Here is a 17,491-nt window from a genome sequence, read left to right as displayed (position 1 = left end):
ACCTTCTCTCTTCAATCTTATACTCTTTTTGTCTCATTCTTAAGTTAAACTACTATAATTAAGGAAAACCAGCTAATAATATATCATGGTCAGGAATATCATGTTCATCAACTTTTGTAATATCTCCCGTAGGTATTTCCCCAAACTTTTCTAAATAGATTTTTTGAGTATCTAAATCAATATCACTACCAGAAACACATTCCCAGGGAAGATTATAATTAGGACAAATCCTGTCAATTGCTAATCTAAACGCACCCGTACCACTAAATAAAAGTATAAATTTTATCATGATCTAGCGTGTAAATACCTCTCTCCACCTCCGCGTCCTCTGTGTTCTCTGTGGTTCGTTCATAAAAATCCGTTTCCAACCCACTAAAGATTAGTATATTTATAAAATAAACTCAAATAAACAAGACTTACCCGATTAAAATAATATTCAGCGATTGTAGTCAGGACTTTAGTCCTATGTAGTCAGGACTTTAGTCCTCTATTGTCAACGCTACAGAAGATTTAGGTTGAAGCTTTGGGTACTTGATTAAACGGTGCGTTACGCTATCGTTAACGCACCCTACAAAATAGAAAACAAATACTATCTCATAGTGACAAATTCCTCTGCTGCGGAGGGGTGAATACCCACAGTAGCATCAAAATCAGCCTTAGTTGCACCCATTTTAACAGCTATAGCTACACCTTGAATAATCTCTGCTGCATTGTCTCCCACCATGTGAGCGCCTAAAATCTTATCAGTTTGATTATCTACAATCAATTTCATCATGGTTTTTTCTTGCTTACCCGCTAAAGTGTAATACATTGGGCGGAAACTGGTACGATAGATTTTAATATCATCACCATACTTTTCCCTAGCTTGAGACTCTGTTAAACCCACAGTAGCGGCTTCTGGAGTGGTAAATACCGCTGTGGCCACGGTTTCATGACTAAATTTTCGACGGTTATCACCAAATTCACTATCAGCAAAAGCGCGTCCTTCACCAATAGCAACCGGAGTTAAATTTAGTCTGTCCGTAACATCACCAACAGCAAAGATATGAGGTTGACAAGTTTGACTATACTCATTTACGGCTATAGCATTGGAAATACTGTATCCAGGTTCTGCTTCTGAACTGGGAACACAGTCAAGTTGAGCATTTTCTAAACCTAGTCCTTCAATATTGGGACTACGACCAGTTGCTACTAAAAATACATCAGCAATAATTGGTTCTTGATTTTCTCCAGATAAGGTTAATTTTAACCCCTCTGTCACTTTTTCTATGGCTGTAACTTCGGTATTTTGAATAATGCGAATACCATGATTTGTCATTCCTTCTTGAATACTAGTGCGGATATCTTGATCAAAACCATTTAAAATTTGTTCTTTACGGATAATTTGTGTAACTTCTGAACCTAAACCGCGCATAATACAAGCAAATTCACTACCAATGTAACCAGCGCCAATAATAGCGATATGTTTCGGTTGAGTTTTCAAGTGAAAAATCTCATTAGAGGTAATAGCGTGTTCTATACCTGGTATTTCTGGTTTTATAGGACGACCACCGACAGCAATTAAAATTTTATCTGCTGTATATTTGTTACCATTAACTTCAACTGTATGCGGATCTATAAAGGTAGCACGACCAGAAATTAATTTTACACCAGCTTTTTCTAAAAAACTGATGTGTAGTTTTGAAAGTCTGTTAACTTCATTATCTATAGATGTAATAAAATGTTCCCAATCAAATTTTACATCTCCTACTGTCCAACCATAACCTGCTGCTTCTTGAAATTGAGCAGGAAAATGAGAACCATACACCATAAGTTTTTTAGGTACACAACCGCGAATTACACAAGTACCACCAACTAGATCATATTCAGCAATTGCTACTTTTGCACCATAACTAGCTGCGCGTTTAGAAGCAGCTAAACCACCTGAACCAGCACCAATGACAAACAGATCATAATTAAAGCTCATAATTCTCTACCTCTTTTAGCCAAACAATTAACAATGTATCGTAAATTATTAATAATGTATCATATCTTATTGACAATGTATTGTTAGCAATTGACATTGTATTGCAAACAGTTGACAATTGAATACTATTAATAATTACTGATTAATGATCATGAACTACTGACTATTGACTAATAACTAATCCAATCACTCCAACTACCAGCGTACAGTTTAGCGGTAGAAATTCCAGCTATTGCTAAAGAAAGTAGATTTACACAAGCTGTAATACCAGAACCACAATAAACTAAAATTTCTTTAGTTCTATCTATATTTTCCCAACGTTGAGATTGTTGTAATTGAGAAAGTATTTTACCAGAAGAATCAGTTACTTCTTGCCAAGGATAATTAATAGCGCCAGGAATATGTCCAGCGATTTTATCAATTGGTTCTTTTTCTCCAAGATAACGTTCTTTTTCTCTAGAATCTATTAAAATTACATCTGGATTATTTTGACAATTTTTTACATAAGCAAAATCTACGACTTGATCTTTTTGTACTTTGGGAATAAATATTCCTTTTTTAGAAATAGGAATGACATTTGTAACTTCATAACCTGCATTTTTCCAACCTGAAAAACCACTATCTAAAACAGCTACTTGTTCATGTCCTAAATACTTTAATAACCACCATAAACGAGAAGCAAAAGCTAAACGAGAATCATCATAAGCTATTACTAAAGTTTTTTGAGAATTTATACCAATTGCTGCTAGTTTTTCGGCTAATTCTGTAATATTAGGTAAAGGATGTCTTCCTCCATGTTCCTTTACAGGACTAGATAAATCTTGATTTAAATCTAAATAGTGAGCATTGGGAATATGATCAGTATGATACTGCTGTTTTCCTAATTGTGAATCATTTAAAGAAAACCGACAATCAATAATTACAACATCAGAATTGTCAAGATGATCAAATAGCCATTGTGAAGAAACAGTAAATTGATTTATCATGATCATAGATAATGGTTAATAAGTAATTGACAACTGACTTTTTTCTTGATAAAATGTCAAATTTAGAAGATTTTACACCACAACAAACACAAGATGGTTCTTTTACTTTCTTTTCTAAAGAATTTAACGAAGCCTTTCACAGTCACTATGGAGCAAAACAGGAGAGTTTGCTCAAGTTTGTGATTCCCACTCAATTACCAATATTAGCAAAGACGGGATTTGTGCGATTGTTAGATATTTGTTATGGTTTAGGATATAACACAGCAGCGGCTTTACAGACAATTTGGGAAATAAATCCTCATTGTCATGTAGAAGTGATAGGCTTAGAAATAAATCCCGCAGTCCCCATAGCAGCAATTACCAATCAGTTATTTGATGGTTGGGACGAAAAATATATAAAACATATAAAAATTTTAACTCAAATGGCTTTTGAGCATGAAGTCAAAATAGATCATCTTCAAGCTACTTTACTCATTGGTGATGCTAGAAGCTTGATTTCACAAGTATATGAATCCGGTTTTCAAGCGGACGCAATTTTTCTTGACCCTTTTTCACCCCCCCAATGTCCGCAATTATGGACTGTGGAATTTATCAAAAAAGTATCAGAGTGTTTAGATAAAAATGGATTAATTGCTACTTATTCCTGTGCGGGGGCTGTACGGACTGCGCTGTTAACCGCTGGGTTGGTTGTAGGTTCGACTTCACCAGTAGGAAGACGCACCCCAGGGACGATGGCAGGATATCATGAACATGAGGAAAAATCAAGTAAATCATCTTTTTTGGCTCTTTCCCCAGCAGAAAAAGAATATTTACTAACTCGTGCTGCTATTCCTTACCGAGATCCTACTTTAAGGGATTCTGCGGAGGATATACTAAAAAGACGACAACAAGAAGTACAAGCTTCTTCTCTAGAATCAGCTTCACAATGGCGCAAAAGATGGTTTAAATCGGGAAATCATAAATAATGATGATAGAAAATATTAGTATAAAAAATAGTTGCAGTCATGTGATTATAGTATTAGTAGAACCAGCGGGTCCCTTGAATGTAGGTTCAGTGGCCAGAGTGATGAAAAACTTTGGCTTATCTAAATTAATATTAGTCAATCCTCAATGCGATCGCTCATGTTTTGATGCTATAAAAATGGCAGTTCATGGTAAGGATATTTTAGCATCTGCGGTCATAGTAGACACATTACCACAAGCATTGCAGGGCTGTGTTCGTGCCATTGCTACCATTGGTCGGGACTACAGTGGAGAAATACCTTTAGAAAACCCGCGCACGGCTTTACCTTGGTTATTAGAAACACTAGAAAAGCCAGTAGCTTTGATTTTCGGGAGGGAAGACAGGGGGTTAACCAATGAAGAATTAAATTATGCCCATAAATTAGTGTTCATTCCCACTAGTCCAGAATATCCATCTTTGAATTTAGCGGCTGCGGTTGCCATTTGTTGTTACGAATTGTCACAATGTAGTAGTCTATTCATAGATGATAATAAAAGCACTGTAGAAATTGCTCCCTTAGATGCAGTGGAGGCATATTATCAAGAATTGGAATCATTACTGCTGGCCATAGGTTATCTTTATCCCCATACCGCAGCTAGTCGCATGGAAAAATTTCGCCATTTATATAACCGCGCTTACTTACAAACTGCGGAAGTGGGAATGTTGCGGGGGATTTTACGACAGGTAGAATGGGCAATTAATAGGACAAAATAGAGTCATGTTTTAGATAGTGAAAACCTTTATCTGTAACCTGGGTGATTATCATTGCCCAAAAAGATCAATATAGTGTAAAGTAGATACAAAACTAATACTTAGTTTTAGACGGTAAACTAAGTATCATGGTGCATCAATTAACAATCTGGGTCGAAGGTGACAAGGAGTACCTATGTCAGAATCAAGTGACAAACTGATACCTATATCACGGGGACAGCCAGTACAGCGTCGCCGACGTAAACGTGCTGTTCCAAAGACAGGACAAAAAAAAAGCAGTCAGCAGCCAGTTTCTAGCCCAAGAGAAGCGGGAAAAGTAACTAATCATATCAGTCCGGCTCTGATCTCGTCTGGGGGGCGAAAACCAGCATCACAGGTGATGCTGTATCCAGGAGTTAAAACTGTACCTCCGGTCAAGAAAAATACTCAATTTTCCCAAGGGGGAACTGTGAGGTTAAGGACTGTACCCATAGAAAAGTCAAAAATAGAAAGAAAAGGATCACGCAAGACTAGGTTAAAACCCATGGCCAAAGTCATGTTATATGCCTTACGCTTTTTGATCGTTGGGGTAGGCATTGGTGCGATTGTCGGTACTTTGTTGTCAGTTCTAGACCCTGCTAGTCGCATTAATTCAGTAGCGGTATTATCTCAAGCTTCATCACCTCAAAAAGACCCTGATTCTGCTAGAACGGGTTTATATCTATCCCAGGAAATTACATCTTTAAAAGATACGCTGCAAAGCCTCCCTGCTACTAATTCTGACTTAACGCCGGGGGTATTTTTATTAGACTTAGATAATGGTGCTTATGTAGATATTAATGGTAATAGGAGTTTTCCGGCCGCTAGTACAATTAAAATCCCGATTTTGATGGCTTTTTTCCAGGATGTAGATGCGGGTAAAATCCGTTTAGATGAAATATTAACTCTGGAAAAGGAAATGATTGTCGGTGGTTCAGGAAATATACAATATCAAGCTCCAGGCAGCAAGTACACGGCTCTTGATCTGGCGACAAAAATGATTACAATTAGCGATAACACCGCGACAAATATGCTAATTGCTAAATTGGGGGGACAAGAGGCTTTAAATGGGCGTTTTCGCAGTTGGGGACTAACAACAACGATGATTCGTAGTCCTCTCCCAGATTTACAAGGGACTAATACCACCAGTCCGCGAGAATTGGGGAATTTAATCTCTATGGTCAATCAAGGTAATGTGGTGACTATGCGATCGCGTGATTCAATGCTTAATATTATGAACCGTACGGAAAGAGATAATCTTTTACCTGCTGGTTTAGGAAAAGGCGCAAATGCGTATCACAAAACTGGTGATATTGGTACAATGTTAGCAGATGCGGGATTGATTGATGTGCCGACGGGTAAGCGTTATATTGCGGCTATTATGGTACAACGTCCAAATAATGATCCTCGTGCTGCAAAATTAATTAGTTCTATTTCCAGTTCTGCTTATCAATACTTCAGCAAAGCTACAGTACAACCTAGTAATTTTACTAATAATCAGCCTAATCAACCTATTCCTAATTATCAAGTACCGATTCCACCTATTCAACCTATTCAACCTGTTCAACCTGTTCAGCCTTTTATTCAAGCACCGATGATCAATCCAAACGTACCGAATGGAATGGTTAATAATGTGCCTATGGGTACTTATCAAGCCCCGATGATCACCCCCCAATATTATCCACAACAATAAATAATTCAAAATTTAAAGCGGTTGCAAAAAATGTGGCTTTGTTGTTAGAGAACAGCGTTCAGGCTATCAATTCAGATGGAGAATATATCATGAATTTGAGGGGGCGACAAGCAAGGTGAAACCAATATAAGTAAAGGGTTTTAGGTGATAGACCCTCTGAAAAAAGTTGGTACTTATTGAGAATGGGATACAGTTATTAAGCAGGTGTTTATGGGGTTAAAAGAAATACAGAAAATTGAACCTATGGGTCTACAAAAATATCTCGTTCGTGTCAAAGAATATGGACGCATTGAAAGACGGTATAGCAGCTTTTACATTCAGTAGACTGAAAACTTTTGAAAGTTGACGAAAAAATAGGGATTTTAGCCGTCGTTTTGGAGGCTAGCGAACTGCTTGCAGCAGCGCTTCGCTATCGCTTGCCTCCTGCCTTTTTCGATAATTTGAAGTTAAATACCTAAAATTAAGACCTCATTTTCATTTCTAGACGTTCAGCAACGGGCATTAATTGACGTATCAGATCGAAGTTTCCTACGTTCTTTCTCATCCAATCTAATAAGAATTTTTCTCCTTCATTGAGCTTACCGTCATCATCAATAAAAACCATCTGTTCGCACCAATCTACAAATCCGGAATTAGTCATCTCATAGACTAAAATGAGAGGAGGAAAGTGTGCGAATCCCATGGTTTCAATGACTTCCATGCAAATCAGTTTAAATACTTGTTCGTTTGTCAACTCAGTAGACATAATGAGCCTTCTCTTAATCAGTTCTGTCTTTGATCATACCACAGAATAATAACTCTTGGGCTTGAACGTACATTATTCAGTTTCTGTCAATGTGTAGGTCCTAACTTATTACTGGAGAGAGTTGCAGGGGCGTACCTCAGATCAACCTTGGGGGCGATAGAAGAAAGGAAGGATTCAGTGACAGACATTTGACTAATGGTAGTTTCCGCTTCCACTAAAACAGCATCACAAATGTCGAATAGTGATTGAGGATATCTATTCATATTCATGTAGGTCAGAGCAGATTCCATCGGAGACATGGATGAATGATAAGCAGCGTTTTCAGCGTACCGACCTGTAAATATATTCCCATGGGAATCTTTTAACGCTACCCCTGCAAAATTTTTCGTATAGGGAGCATAACTTTGATTGGCGGCTGATAGAGCAGCAAGCACAACATCATCGGTATCATCGGTAGAACAAGTCTCCAGACCATGAAATACTGTTTCCATTAATCCACTCGTAAGTCCAAGATTTGGTGGTCCAAAGGCCTCAGGTAGAAAATATGGGAGTTTATTTGAAGTATAAGTTTGCTCTATTTGTGTCTTGTTGGACTTTAAGAGAATAACAAAATCCTGATTTACAGTTGCCATCTCGTATAAAAACTGTCGGCAATATCCACATGGTGCTTCATTGGTTGCTAAAGCTTGCAAACCCGTCTCTCCGTGCAACCACGCATTGATGGTTGCGGACTGTTCTGCATGAACTGAGAAACTAAGTGCCTGCCCTACAAATTCCATATCGGCACCAAAATAAAGAGTTCCAGAATCCACCTGATTATTGGATTTTGGTTTACCAAGAGCGATCGCCCCTACATAAAACTGCGATATTGGTACCCTAGCATAGGCCGTGGCTACTGGTAGTAACTGAATCATTAACGTACCAATATCAATACCAAGTCGATCAAGCCAAGAGGTGACAACACTTGAGTCAATTACAGCATGTTGGGACAGAATTGTCCTTAACTCTGATTGAATGGAAAGTGGAACCTGAGCAATCGCCTGTTCTAATCTTACATGGGTCATTTGGGTTATTTCTCCTTTTGTAGCAAAACCCAAACGGCTTCGAGAGCTTTAATTGCTTGGTCTATCTCCTCTTCGGTATTGGCAGCTGTAATCGAAAACCTTAAAGCACTTTTATTTAAAGGTACGATCGGGAAAATAGCCGGAGTAATCAAAATACCATATTCCCAAAGAAGTCGACAGACATCAATCATATGTTGAGCATCTCCCACTAACACGCTGACGATGGGAACGTAACCATAATTATCCACTTCAAATCCAATGGCTCTTGCTTGTGTAACCAGTTTGCGAGTCAAGTGATAAATTTGTTTTCTTAACTGCTCCCCTTCCTGACGATTCACCTGTAGTCCAGCTAAGGCACTTGCCAAACTCGCAACAGGAGAAGGTCCAGAAAATATAGCAGTCCAAGCGTTGCGGAAGTTGGTTTTGATCTGGCGATCGCCACAAGTCAAGAATGCTGCATAGGAAGAATAGGCTTTGGACAAACCGGCGACATAGATGATATTATCCTCTGCAAACTGCAGGTCAAAGTAATTCACCATCCCGTTTCCTTTATACCCGTAAGGCATATCGCTGCTGGGATTTTCGCCCAAAATGCCAAAACCATGTGCATCATCCATGTAAATGAAAGCATTGTACTCTTTTGCCAGACGCACGTAAGCTGGCAGATCGGGAAAATCTGCCGACATGGAATACACGCCATCAATGACAATAATCTTTACTTGCTCAAGCGGATATTTTGCTAGCTTTTCGGCTAAATCGTTCAAATCGTTATGTCGATATTGGATGAACTGGGATCCTTTTTGCTGCGCCAGACAGCACGCTTCATAAATACAACGATGTGCAGCTATGTCACCCAAAATGACACCATTACTCCCAGTTAATAGCGGTAACACTCCTATCTGAAGCAGCGTTACAGATGGAAATACTAAAACATCAGGTACGCCTAAAAGTTTGGACAATTCTTCTTCTAACTCTTCATAGATTACCGGGGAAGCAACAAGCCGAGTCCAGCTTGGATGTACGCCCCATTTTTCCAAAGCCGGTGGAATCGCTTCCTTAACTTTTGGATGCAAGTCAAGACCTAAATAGTTGCAAGAAGCAAAGTCTATTACCCAATGTCCGTCAATTAGTACCTTGCGACCTTGTTGTTCTGTGACGACTCTTGTGACTTGAGGAATTTTTTGTTGGTTAACTACGTTTTCTAGAGTGTTGATTTCGTTGGCTAAGTCAACAGGTGAGGCTAGATCAGATTGTTTCTCTTGTACTACTTGGTTTTGGAAATAAGTAATGATGGCAGTTGGAGTGTTATTTTGGAAAAAGAACGTCCCAGAGAGATTCACCCCTAAACGTTTCTCTAGCAGCGTTTGCAGTTCTGATAAATCTAAAGAATCTAATCCCATATCCAGCAGTTTTTGTTCTGGAGCGTAAGCTGCTTCCCGTTGGGAACCCATCACTTTTAAAACGCATTCTTTGACCAGAGCGGCTACAGTTTTGTTTTCCTTAGTTGCAGATGTTGCTGGCAAAGTTGGTACTGATGAACTAACTGCTGAGTTGGTATACAGCGCTTGGCGATCGCCAAGGGGGTGCAAAGCACTATCGCGCAGGTTATATTCAATCAAAATACCCATGCCGAAATTCTCTGCATCTTCTGGACGGTAATTAGCAATAATTCCCCTAATTTCGGCTCCTCCCGACACATGGAACCCCACAATCGGATCTAGAAGCTGCCGTTGCTCGTTGTGTAGCTTCAAATACTCCGTCATCGGCATTTGGGAATAATTGACATAATTGCGACAGCGAGTTACACCCACCACGCTCTCAATGCCGCCTTTCAGGGTACAGTAGTAGAGCATAAAGTCCCGCAATTCATTTCCCAACCCCCGCGCCTGAAACTCAGGCAGAATATTTAGTGCGAGTAGTTGAATAACTGACCCTTGGGGAGTATGTAACGACGGCACTTGCTCATATTTTACATTCTCTAATACCTCAGTGCTGGTGATTGTTTGGGAATAAACCGCACCAATAATTTGATCTTCTGTAATCAGCACTAAATTCCCCTGTGGGTTTAGCTCAAGTCTTCGCCGAATTTCATTAGCAGATGCCTGTAAATGTTCTGACCAACACTGGACCTCCAAGTTAACTAAGGCAGGCAAATCTGACAAATAGGCATTACGAATTTTGTAAGGTCTTTTCTCAAAGTAATTAAGCGTAATGCGAGTTAAAGGAAACGTTTTCGGGTATCTTTTAGAAAGCTCTAATTTTGGAAATAGACCTACTTCTGCAGCAGACCTGAGAAAAACATCGGCTTCGACAAGATACTGCTGAGAAAATCCCTGAAACGCATCGAAATGTAAGTTTTCGCTTTTGTCTAAAAACTGATAGACTACCTTTGGTTCTAAACAATGGACTTCCAAAATCATTAAACCGTGCTTAGTGACCACTCGAGACCATCGTTCTAAGTGTTCTACCAAACTCTGCACCATAACATGAGGAGGAATAAGCTCTCCTTGACCATCGACACAGACTGCTTGGTAAGGTAAGTGAGCACGCTCTTTCACTTCGTTCCTTTTCTGGGGAGGAATAAAGGGACGATCATGGTCGAGGAAGGAACGGATGTGCAGGATATTTTCGGGATCATGAATACCATGAGCCTTTAAAGAAAGCACCATTTGTTCCGGGTTCCCAATATCTCCCTGCAAAACTAAATGGGGAAGGTCACCAAGGGTATATGTGGTAGCTGTTAAAGAAGCTTCGTTATAATCCACACCTATAAGACGCAAGGGATACTCTTTGATCGCTTTTCCCCTAGCAGATTTGAACTGAATGGTTTCCCAGACTCGTTTCAGGAGAGTTCCATCGCCACACCCCATATCAGCAATGTATTTGGGCTGTTCTTCCAATGGTAACTGATTGAATACTGAGAGGATACTTTCTTCTAAATCGGCAAAATATTTCTGGTGTTGAAATCCACTCCCGATCACGTTGAGGGTACGATCAATGTGGCTTTCGTGACCAGAATTATCTGTTTTAAATACTGAAAGACAATCGCCAAACAGTACATCATGAATGCGAGACAACATAGGGGTGTAAGAAGCAACTACGGCGGTATTCAAGGCTCGCCCCCCCATAAATTGACCGAGCTCTGTTAGAGTCAGACGACCTGGTTTAAGGTCAGCCCAACCAAGGCGGAAAAATAAGTTGCCCAATTCTTCTTGCACTGTTCTGCTTAATGAGGAGAACAAGGGTTTCTCTTCCGACTCTGCAAGCAAGTTGTGTTTGTGGAGTGTCAGCAGGAGTGGGATCAGCAGTAGTCCATCTAAAAAATCTGCTATTAAGGGATTATCCAGATTCCACAGTTGGCAAGAACGATCAATCCATCTTCCCAGCAACTTTTCTTGTTTTCCTTGTAAATAAGACTCAATTGGTAGGTGGTACAACTCGAGAACGTCTTCTGGAATTTGGTTGTGAATCGCTGCTTCTGAGGTCAGAGAATATTTAAGTTGCTCATTTCGGGAAAGCCAATGTAAAGATTCGAGCATCCTCAAAGCAACTTGGAAATGTCCGGTATTAGCTCCCAGATGCTTGACCATTTGCTCTAAGGAGAGAGGACTTTCATGGGCTAGTAGCTCGAAAAAACCTTTTTCTCGACAAGCGAGGATCACTGGAATCGCAACAAATCCGTGGGTATAGCGGTTAATCTTTTGTAACATTGTTAGAGGGTCAAAGTTCTAATCTACTATTTTTTGATATTTAGTACACTTACGCACCAGTGTAATAGTTAATATTTCAGACAGGTCTGATGATAATTTTCATTGGCGTACATAATTAATTATTTACGGCTTATGTGAATTAAATGCGGAAACCCTTGTAATACCGTTGATGATTCTGGAATTATCGTTCTAGAGAACTCTGGAAACCCTAATAAAACCACAATATTTTTAACTCACATAAGGCGTTATTTGGTAATAGTTACTTGGCCACCATTGCTGCAAGAAGAGCCAGTATAGTCGTAAATATCTACTAAAAAGCCATTGGATAATGCAGTTAATGCAGCTTTATAACCACGTGTATGAATGTCTCTATTTAGTACTGCTGAAACAGGTAAGATGATCACTCTATCTGCACAAGGACCAACTCCCTCACTGATACTAATAGCATAATTATCGCCGTTAGAAGAAGTATTTTGAACATTGGTAATCTTTCCACCTTGAACTAAATAGTCAGCTTTGGCAATGCCAACTCCGGTAGTTAAGAAAATACCAAATGCGAAGACGAATGCTAGTGATCCCATAAAGAAATGCTTGAAAGCTTTCAACATGATGTAAATATACGTTATGACCGGAATTAAGTAACCGATTAATTGACAGTTATATTTTAATATAATAACAGGAATTATGCAACTGGTACAATTATCTCTTTCGGACACAAGCATTACAATTAATACAGAGTTAGCTCGATCATGATACTGCTCCTGCTAGAACTTTAATACTGAGGCTGTGGTTTGAGTGGTTAATACTGGTGGTGTAGCGATCGCATCCTTCACCCAATCCCGTCTCACCCAAAGCCTTTCTGAGCCGCCTGTGGCTTGGTAATAAATCTGACTTGGATAACCTGAGTTCGATATAAATAATCATCCTGAAAACTAATTATATCTCCTGAAACTCTTTCCAGTCAACACTTGTAAGTTATTCTCTTACATCGAACTCAGGTTGGATCGGTTTCGGGATAGTCTATGCGAATATGTTCGCTGCGTGTTTCTGTGCGATGCAAAGCACTAAAGATGCCCATCGTGCTACAGCTACAAGAGCAGCCGCCCGACGAGAAAATTCCATATCGCGCACAGTATCTTGTTTCGGGTTTCCTTGTACTTGCAGCCACAGCATTTCTAATTTGGCGAGGGCTATCCCTGATATTTTGGTCTAAACTCCAGATGGAACTCATGTCTATTAAACACCCACAATTGTCTTTACCGTTACTGATTTATCATCCAATCTATTTTTATGTTTTTCCAGATCAAAGTTTTCTGGAAATACGTACGTTCCAAATAATCGGTCAGTGAAAGTAAACATACCACTTAAATTTCTTCCTTTTGTATCAATATGATGCAAAGCATGAACACGGGGCGTGACATAAATCCATTCCAATATTCCTAACCAGGAGTGCCATTTCACATTGAGGTGTATCCAATTATTATGAATCACTTGATGCAGTGCCACTACGGACATAATTTCTGAGGGAATGTCCATCAATGGAAACCATAAGGATGTAACAGTGTATAAGAGTCCGCCAGTAAAGCTATCTTTGTTTCCGCTTAGCCACCACGATTGCTTTGTTGAATGATGCCATTTGTGGGTCAACCAAAGAAATTGATTACTATGCATTATCCTGTGTAATGTATAGTCAGTGAAGTCCTGCAATATATATGCTGTGATGATCCTCAGCCAGAGAGGCACATACATTAGTCCTGCAAAAGTTGCTGACTCTCCCATAAATAGAAAAGTCAATAGTTTTATGATTACCACAGAAACGTATGCATAGATAATTCTAAAGACGAGTGATATTCCTGCCCATCCCAATTCCTTAAAGAAATTAGCTTTGTATTTAATCTCATGTAAAGGATAGCGAATTTCCCAAAGCCAGAATATCATACCCGTAATTAAAATTACAGTCCAATCTCTTAATAGGATTAATATTGTATCTATCATTTTGTATCTATCATTGGTAACCTTAGTGTATACTAGTCAAGTATACTCTTATTAACAAATTTCCACAAGACAACTCATGAAAAGGCTCAGTTCGTTAGTTCTAGCAGCACTCTTGTTTGTCAGCACATTCCTATGTATAACCACTGTTGCATTAGCAGATACAACTAACGATTATCTGAAGAATGAAAAGCTTTCTGGGCAATTTAGTGTTTCGGTTAAGTTGGATGCAGGAGTGAGATTTACCAATAGGACTAATCAATCGCTACCTGAGACGTTCACAAATCTTGGGAAATGGGCTGCTAGTAATGACACTGTCAACCTCATTTATAATACTACAGAGACAAACACAATTACTTTTCCTCTGCATAAAAGTTTAACTTTTGTTGCGAATGAAACTATCGGCACAAACAACGACAACTCGGATGGTATTATCGTCAAGTCCTTTGTTCCAGGGTCTTATGCCACTGCTACTAACTTCCCGGTCGGTATTGATGCTGACTTTGTAGCTACTGGGGATTTCAATGGCGACAGTAAGCTCGACCTGGCTGTTACAAATTGGGCCAATAATAACGTCTCGATATTACTGGGAAATGGTAATGGCTCTTTTAGTGCAGCGACTAACTTCCCGGTGGGTACTAATCCCGTCTCTGTAGTGACTGGGGATGTGAATCATGATAGCAAGCTTGATCTGGCTGTTGCAAATTTTACTAGCAATAACGTCTCGATATTACTGGGAAATGGTAATGGCTCTTTTGGTACAGCGACTAACTTTCCAGTTGGTACTAACCCTTACTCTGTAGCGATTGGGGATGTGAATGGCGACAGTGAGCTTGACCTAGCTTTTACAAATTGGGTCAGCAATAAGGTCTCGGTATTACTGGGAAATGGTAATGGCTCCTTTGGTGCAGCAACTAACTTCCCGGTCGGAACTTATTCCATCTCTGTAGCGATTGGGGATGTGAATGGCGACAGTAACCTTGACCTAGCTGTGACAAATTGGGTCAACAATAAGGTCTCAGTATTACTGGGAAATGGTAATGGCTCTTTTGGTGCAGCGACTAACTTCTCCGTCGGTACTAATCCCATCTCTGTAGTAATTGCGGATGTGAATGGCGACAGTAAGCTTGACCTAGCTGTTGCAAATACTAGCAGCCATAACGTCTCAGTCCTACTGGGAAATGGTCATGGCTCCTTTAGTGCGGCAACTAACTTCCCGGTAGGTACTAATCCCTACTCTGTAGCGATTGGGGATCTGAATGGCGACAGTAAGCTTGACCTGACTGTGACAAATTATAGTAGCAATAACGTCTCAGTCTTACTGGGAAATGGTAATGGCTCCTTTGGTGCGGCAACTAACTTCCCAGTAGGTACTAATCCCGAATCAACAGCAATTGGGGATTTCAACGGCGACAGCAAGCTCGACCTGGCTGTGACAAATTCTGGCAACAATAACGTTTCAGTCTTGTTGAATAACTGCTTCAAAAATACTTACCTAAACTTAGCCAGAGCTAAGAATTTTGTATAAATAAGCTCACTCTTAAACTCAGCTATGGTAATCAAGAATTTATGTCCTGACGGATTTACACCAATCTGGAACAAAAGCCAGATGGAATCCGTTCTTGTAGAGGAGTGTCTTCCTGCCTGGGTACGCACTAACTACTCAACATTTGTTGAAACAATCCGCGATCCTGCCTTCCCCTGCTTCTGGGGAACTATCGGGGAACAGAAGGGAATGATTCGATACCTAATTGCCTCATCTTTAACCGAGCCAAGCGTGGTTGAGCATACCCTTGAGGGTGTCTACAACTATATTAATGAAGTTAACGAAAATGAATTGCTTCAGCACGAGAATGCTGATCTTCTGACACTTGTTATCTTTTTCCCACCTGAACCAACGGTTCTCACAGTAGAGGAATATTCACGTCAGGCATTTGCATTTTTAAATGCGTTGCATAGCCTTGATGCGGTATCTTGTCCCTGTCATTGGTCTGCCGATCCGCAGTCTCCTAACTGGTCTTATTCTCTAGGAGGGTGTGCCTTATTTGTTAGTGTTTCCACTCCAGCAAATCAAAAGCGGCGATCGCGCCACCTCGGATCGGGAATGACTTTTGTCATCACACCAGTTGAAGTTCTCTTGAGAAAACACGGTGGCGAGAATTCGAGCATTTTTCGCCGCGTCCGCGAGTACGACGGCATTTCACCTCACCCTAACTTATTAATTATGCCTGGGAGTAGCAAAGTCGGTAACGAACTAACAGTGCAAGTGCTTCCGGATGATAACGATAGCGAGATCTCATTTGACTTTCAGTATAAATTTAAGGATTAGGCAACAATCAATGACCATCCAACTTATACAACGCAATTTAGAGTATAGCTTTGTAACCCCAAACGAAACTTCTGATTTTGTGCAAAAGACAATAAATGTCTTCGAGCAAGCATACCCAAAATTTTTAATACATGATGTTTGGGCAGATCCAGATTCCTTAGCTCTATTTGAAATTTATCCAGAATTCCAGTTTGGCTTAGTAGAAGCTACTACACAGCGTATGATAGCGCAAGGAAACTGTATCCCTTTAGCATGGGAAAGCCGTTTTGATGAGTTGCCGGAGGAAGGTTGTGACTGGGCTTTGGCCAAGTGGCTCGAAGACCGAGAACAGAACCGCCAGCCTAATGCGTTATGTGTAGTATCGATTTCAATCCTACCGGAGTATCAAGGCAAAAACTTAAGCCAGTATCTGATTGGATACATGAAAGAACTTGCCCAATCCCATGGTCTTAGTTCGCTGATCATGGCTGCACGTCCAAGCCTGAAATATCTTTACCCACTTACACCCATAGAGCGTTATATTACATGGCGGGATAAAAATGGTCTTCTATTTGACTCTTGGTTACGAGCTAATGTCAAACAGGGGGCTAAAATTGCAGGCATCTGTTTTAAATCCACGACAATTCGCGATACTATTGCTGGTTGGGAAAATAGAGTCGGAATGCGTTTTCCAGAAACGGGTGACTATATTATTTCAAACGGCTTAGTACCTCTCAAAATTGACTATCCCAACAATATGGGAATATACATCGAGCCTAATGTCTGGTTATACTACGACATACATTTCTCAATAGGCTTCAAACTCTTTTCATAATAGAATTCCAGTTTTTCAAGCCGTAACAAAATAAGACCTCTTGCAAAAGTTTTTTGTGGTATAATAAAGGGTTATTCATACTTTGGTTTTTTGAGAAAGTCTGGGTCTTTCTTTCCTTGTGGTAGGGAATTGGCATGCTGATATAATTTTATATATAAAGGCAAGCTTTTTGTTCCATCATATAAATGACTTGTTACCAGAACTATTCCGTTGTCAGTTTTGCCAAGTTCTCCTATGTACTGTCTCACACACGTGACGTAAAATTCCCACTTTTTCTGTGTCCTTTTTCATCAACAATTAAAGAAAATCCTGTCGATATCGCGAATAAATTTTTCCTTTTTACAAAAATGGGATGCTCCCATTTAATTGCGCTTTTATCCCTCCTCTGAACGGTTACGATCAAACTCGGTGTTCTGACCATTCAAAACTATGACAATGCTGTAAGAGTTTTTCATAGTAG

Annotated in this window: 17 protein-coding genes and 1 pseudogene; 8 read left to right on the top strand and 10 right to left on the bottom strand. The window is 39.8% G+C overall.

Features of this window, described 5'->3' with window-relative positions:
* Positions 1-58: 58 nt before the first annotated feature.
* From ACIR131C_RS0100280 to ACIR131C_RS0100270, 3 genes are all read right to left on the bottom strand, one after another.
* A complete protein-coding gene (locus ACIR131C_RS0100280; protein ID WP_028088631.1) occupies positions 59-289 on the bottom strand; it encodes a DNA cytosine methyltransferase in 231 nt (76 codons plus the stop codon).
* 300 nt (positions 290-589) lie between these two features.
* Positions 590-1,966, bottom strand: a complete 1,377-nt coding sequence (gene gor, locus ACIR131C_RS0100275) for a glutathione-disulfide reductase (RefSeq protein ID WP_028088630.1) — start codon at positions 1,964-1,966, stop codon at positions 590-592.
* 170 nt (positions 1,967-2,136) lie between these two features.
* Positions 2,137-2,952: a sulfurtransferase gene (locus ACIR131C_RS0100270; RefSeq protein ID WP_028088629.1), complete on the bottom strand. Its 816-nt coding sequence runs from the start codon at positions 2,950-2,952 to the stop codon at positions 2,137-2,139.
* Positions 2,953-3,005: 53 nt separating this feature from the next.
* Between ACIR131C_RS0100270 and ACIR131C_RS0100265 the strand changes: the two genes are divergently transcribed.
* The 4 genes from ACIR131C_RS0100265 to ACIR131C_RS27030 all read left to right on the top strand — a co-directional run bounded on the left by ACIR131C_RS0100265 (position 3,006) and on the right by ACIR131C_RS27030 (position 6,835).
* Positions 3,006-3,917, top strand: coding sequence for a tRNA (5-methylaminomethyl-2-thiouridine)(34)-methyltransferase MnmD (locus ACIR131C_RS0100265; RefSeq protein ID WP_028088628.1), 912 nt, complete (start codon positions 3,006-3,008; stop codon positions 3,915-3,917).
* Positions 3,917-4,669, top strand: a complete 753-nt coding sequence (locus tag ACIR131C_RS0100260; protein WP_417033488.1) for an RNA methyltransferase — start codon at positions 3,917-3,919, stop codon at positions 4,667-4,669. Before ACIR131C_RS0100265 ends, ACIR131C_RS0100260 begins: the two co-directional genes overlap by 1 nt.
* A 172-nt stretch (positions 4,670-4,841) precedes the next feature.
* Positions 4,842-6,377 carry a serine hydrolase gene (locus ACIR131C_RS0100255; RefSeq protein WP_028088626.1) on the top strand — a complete coding sequence of 512 codons (1,536 nt, stop codon included), beginning with the start codon at positions 4,842-4,844 and terminating at the stop codon, positions 6,375-6,377.
* Positions 6,378-6,712: 335 nt separating this feature from the next.
* The gene (locus ACIR131C_RS27030) at positions 6,713-6,835 is read left to right on the top strand and encodes a hypothetical protein (protein ID WP_269208792.1); all 123 of its coding nucleotides are present in this window, start codon (positions 6,713-6,715) and stop codon (positions 6,833-6,835) included.
* Between the two features lie 2 nt (positions 6,836-6,837).
* Here the strand turns inward: ACIR131C_RS27030 and ACIR131C_RS26420 are convergent, their stop codons facing one another.
* The 5 genes from ACIR131C_RS26420 to ACIR131C_RS25265 all read right to left on the bottom strand — a co-directional run bounded on the left by ACIR131C_RS26420 (position 6,838) and on the right by ACIR131C_RS25265 (position 12,820).
* Positions 6,838-7,017, bottom strand: a complete 180-nt coding sequence (locus tag ACIR131C_RS26420) for a hypothetical protein (RefSeq protein WP_155962957.1) — start codon at positions 7,015-7,017, stop codon at positions 6,838-6,840.
* Between the two features lie 191 nt (positions 7,018-7,208).
* On the bottom strand, positions 7,209-8,186 hold the full coding sequence (gene cdd, locus ACIR131C_RS21350) for a cytidine deaminase (RefSeq protein ID WP_071604918.1): 978 nt from the start codon (positions 8,184-8,186) through the stop codon (positions 7,209-7,211).
* Positions 8,187-8,191: 5 nt separating this feature from the next.
* Positions 8,192-11,896: an aminotransferase class I/II-fold pyridoxal phosphate-dependent enzyme gene (locus ACIR131C_RS21340; protein WP_051347427.1), complete on the bottom strand. Its 3,705-nt coding sequence runs from the start codon at positions 11,894-11,896 to the stop codon at positions 8,192-8,194.
* 245 nt (positions 11,897-12,141) lie between these two features.
* Positions 12,142-12,504 (bottom strand): DUF5992 family protein, encoded by a 363-nt coding sequence (locus ACIR131C_RS21335; RefSeq protein WP_155962955.1) that lies wholly within the window; start codon positions 12,502-12,504, stop codon positions 12,142-12,144.
* Between the two features lie 139 nt (positions 12,505-12,643).
* The gene (locus ACIR131C_RS25265) at positions 12,644-12,820 is read right to left on the bottom strand and encodes a hypothetical protein (protein WP_155962953.1); all 177 of its coding nucleotides are present in this window, start codon (positions 12,818-12,820) and stop codon (positions 12,644-12,646) included.
* A gap of 130 nt (positions 12,821-12,950) precedes the next feature.
* On the opposite strand from ACIR131C_RS25265, the gene ACIR131C_RS25260 reads away from it, so the two are divergent.
* Complete coding sequence (locus tag ACIR131C_RS25260) at positions 12,951-13,109, top strand: hypothetical protein (RefSeq protein WP_155962951.1); 159 nt, start codon at positions 12,951-12,953, stop codon at positions 13,107-13,109.
* A gap of 23 nt (positions 13,110-13,132) precedes the next feature.
* Here ACIR131C_RS25260 and ACIR131C_RS0100215 read toward each other — a convergent pair whose 3' ends face one another.
* The gene (locus tag ACIR131C_RS0100215; protein ID WP_028088624.1) at positions 13,133-13,891 is read right to left on the bottom strand and encodes a sterol desaturase family protein; all 759 of its coding nucleotides are present in this window, start codon (positions 13,889-13,891) and stop codon (positions 13,133-13,135) included.
* 76 nt (positions 13,892-13,967) lie between these two features.
* On the opposite strand from ACIR131C_RS0100215, the gene ACIR131C_RS21330 reads away from it, so the two are divergent.
* The 3 genes from ACIR131C_RS21330 (at position 13,968) to ACIR131C_RS21325 (ending at position 17,031) form a co-directional block, all read left to right on the top strand.
* Complete coding sequence (locus ACIR131C_RS21330; RefSeq protein WP_051347424.1) at positions 13,968-15,416, top strand: FG-GAP repeat domain-containing protein; 1,449 nt, start codon at positions 13,968-13,970, stop codon at positions 15,414-15,416.
* Between the two features lie 81 nt (positions 15,417-15,497).
* Complete coding sequence (locus ACIR131C_RS0100205) at positions 15,498-16,217, top strand: YqcI/YcgG family protein (RefSeq protein ID WP_231395357.1); 720 nt, start codon at positions 15,498-15,500, stop codon at positions 16,215-16,217.
* 10 nt (positions 16,218-16,227) lie between these two features.
* Entirely contained in the window at positions 16,228-17,031 is an 804-nt protein-coding gene (locus ACIR131C_RS21325) for a hypothetical protein (protein ID WP_028088719.1), read from the top strand.
* 80 nt (positions 17,032-17,111) lie between these two features.
* Here ACIR131C_RS21325 and ACIR131C_RS24115 read toward each other — a convergent pair.
* A pseudogene (locus tag ACIR131C_RS24115) lies at positions 17,112-17,350 on the bottom strand (transposase); the annotation flags it as partial.
* Positions 17,351-17,491 lie beyond the last annotated feature (141 nt).

Source organism: Dolichospermum circinale AWQC131C, from assembly GCF_000426905.1.
GTDB lineage: Bacteria > Cyanobacteriota > Cyanobacteriia > Cyanobacteriales > Nostocaceae > Dolichospermum > Dolichospermum circinale.
Note: the sequence above shows the minus strand (reverse complement) of the source record. Positions and strands in the feature narration are given on the sequence as shown.

Coding starts and splice junctions, on each gene's coding strand:
- ACIR131C_RS25265 (WP_155962953.1), bottom strand. CDS start 12,820: ATGATTATTTATATCGAACTCAGGTTATCCAAGTCAGATTTATTACCA.
- ACIR131C_RS0100270 (WP_028088629.1), bottom strand. CDS start 2,952: ATGATAAATCAATTTACTGTTTCTTCACAATGGCTATTTGATCATCTT.
- ACIR131C_RS0100205 (WP_231395357.1), top strand. CDS start 15,498: ATGGAATCCGTTCTTGTAGAGGAGTGTCTTCCTGCCTGGGTACGCACT.
- ACIR131C_RS0100265 (WP_028088628.1), top strand. CDS start 3,006: ATGTCAAATTTAGAAGATTTTACACCACAACAAACACAAGATGGTTCT.
- ACIR131C_RS21340 (WP_051347427.1), bottom strand. CDS start 11,896: ATGTTACAAAAGATTAACCGCTATACCCACGGATTTGTTGCGATTCCA.
- ACIR131C_RS0100260 (WP_417033488.1), top strand. CDS start 3,917: ATGATGATAGAAAATATTAGTATAAAAAATAGTTGCAGTCATGTGATT.
- ACIR131C_RS0100280 (WP_028088631.1), bottom strand. CDS start 289: ATGATAAAATTTATACTTTTATTTAGTGGTACGGGTGCGTTTAGATTA.
- ACIR131C_RS0100255 (WP_028088626.1), top strand. CDS start 4,842: ATGTCAGAATCAAGTGACAAACTGATACCTATATCACGGGGACAGCCA.
- gor (WP_028088630.1), bottom strand. CDS start 1,966: ATGAGCTTTAATTATGATCTGTTTGTCATTGGTGCTGGTTCAGGTGGT.
- ACIR131C_RS26420 (WP_155962957.1), bottom strand. CDS start 7,017: ATGACTAATTCCGGATTTGTAGATTGGTGCGAACAGATGGTTTTTATT.
- ACIR131C_RS21325 (WP_028088719.1), top strand. CDS start 16,228: ATGACCATCCAACTTATACAACGCAATTTAGAGTATAGCTTTGTAACC.
- cdd (WP_071604918.1), bottom strand. CDS start 8,186: ATGACCCATGTAAGATTAGAACAGGCGATTGCTCAGGTTCCACTTTCC.
- ACIR131C_RS21335 (WP_155962955.1), bottom strand. CDS start 12,504: ATGTTGAAAGCTTTCAAGCATTTCTTTATGGGATCACTAGCATTCGTC.
- ACIR131C_RS21330 (WP_051347424.1), top strand. CDS start 13,968: ATGAAAAGGCTCAGTTCGTTAGTTCTAGCAGCACTCTTGTTTGTCAGC.
- ACIR131C_RS0100215 (WP_028088624.1), bottom strand. CDS start 13,891: ATGATAGATACAATATTAATCCTATTAAGAGATTGGACTGTAATTTTA.
- ACIR131C_RS25260 (WP_155962951.1), top strand. CDS start 12,951: ATGCAAAGCACTAAAGATGCCCATCGTGCTACAGCTACAAGAGCAGCC.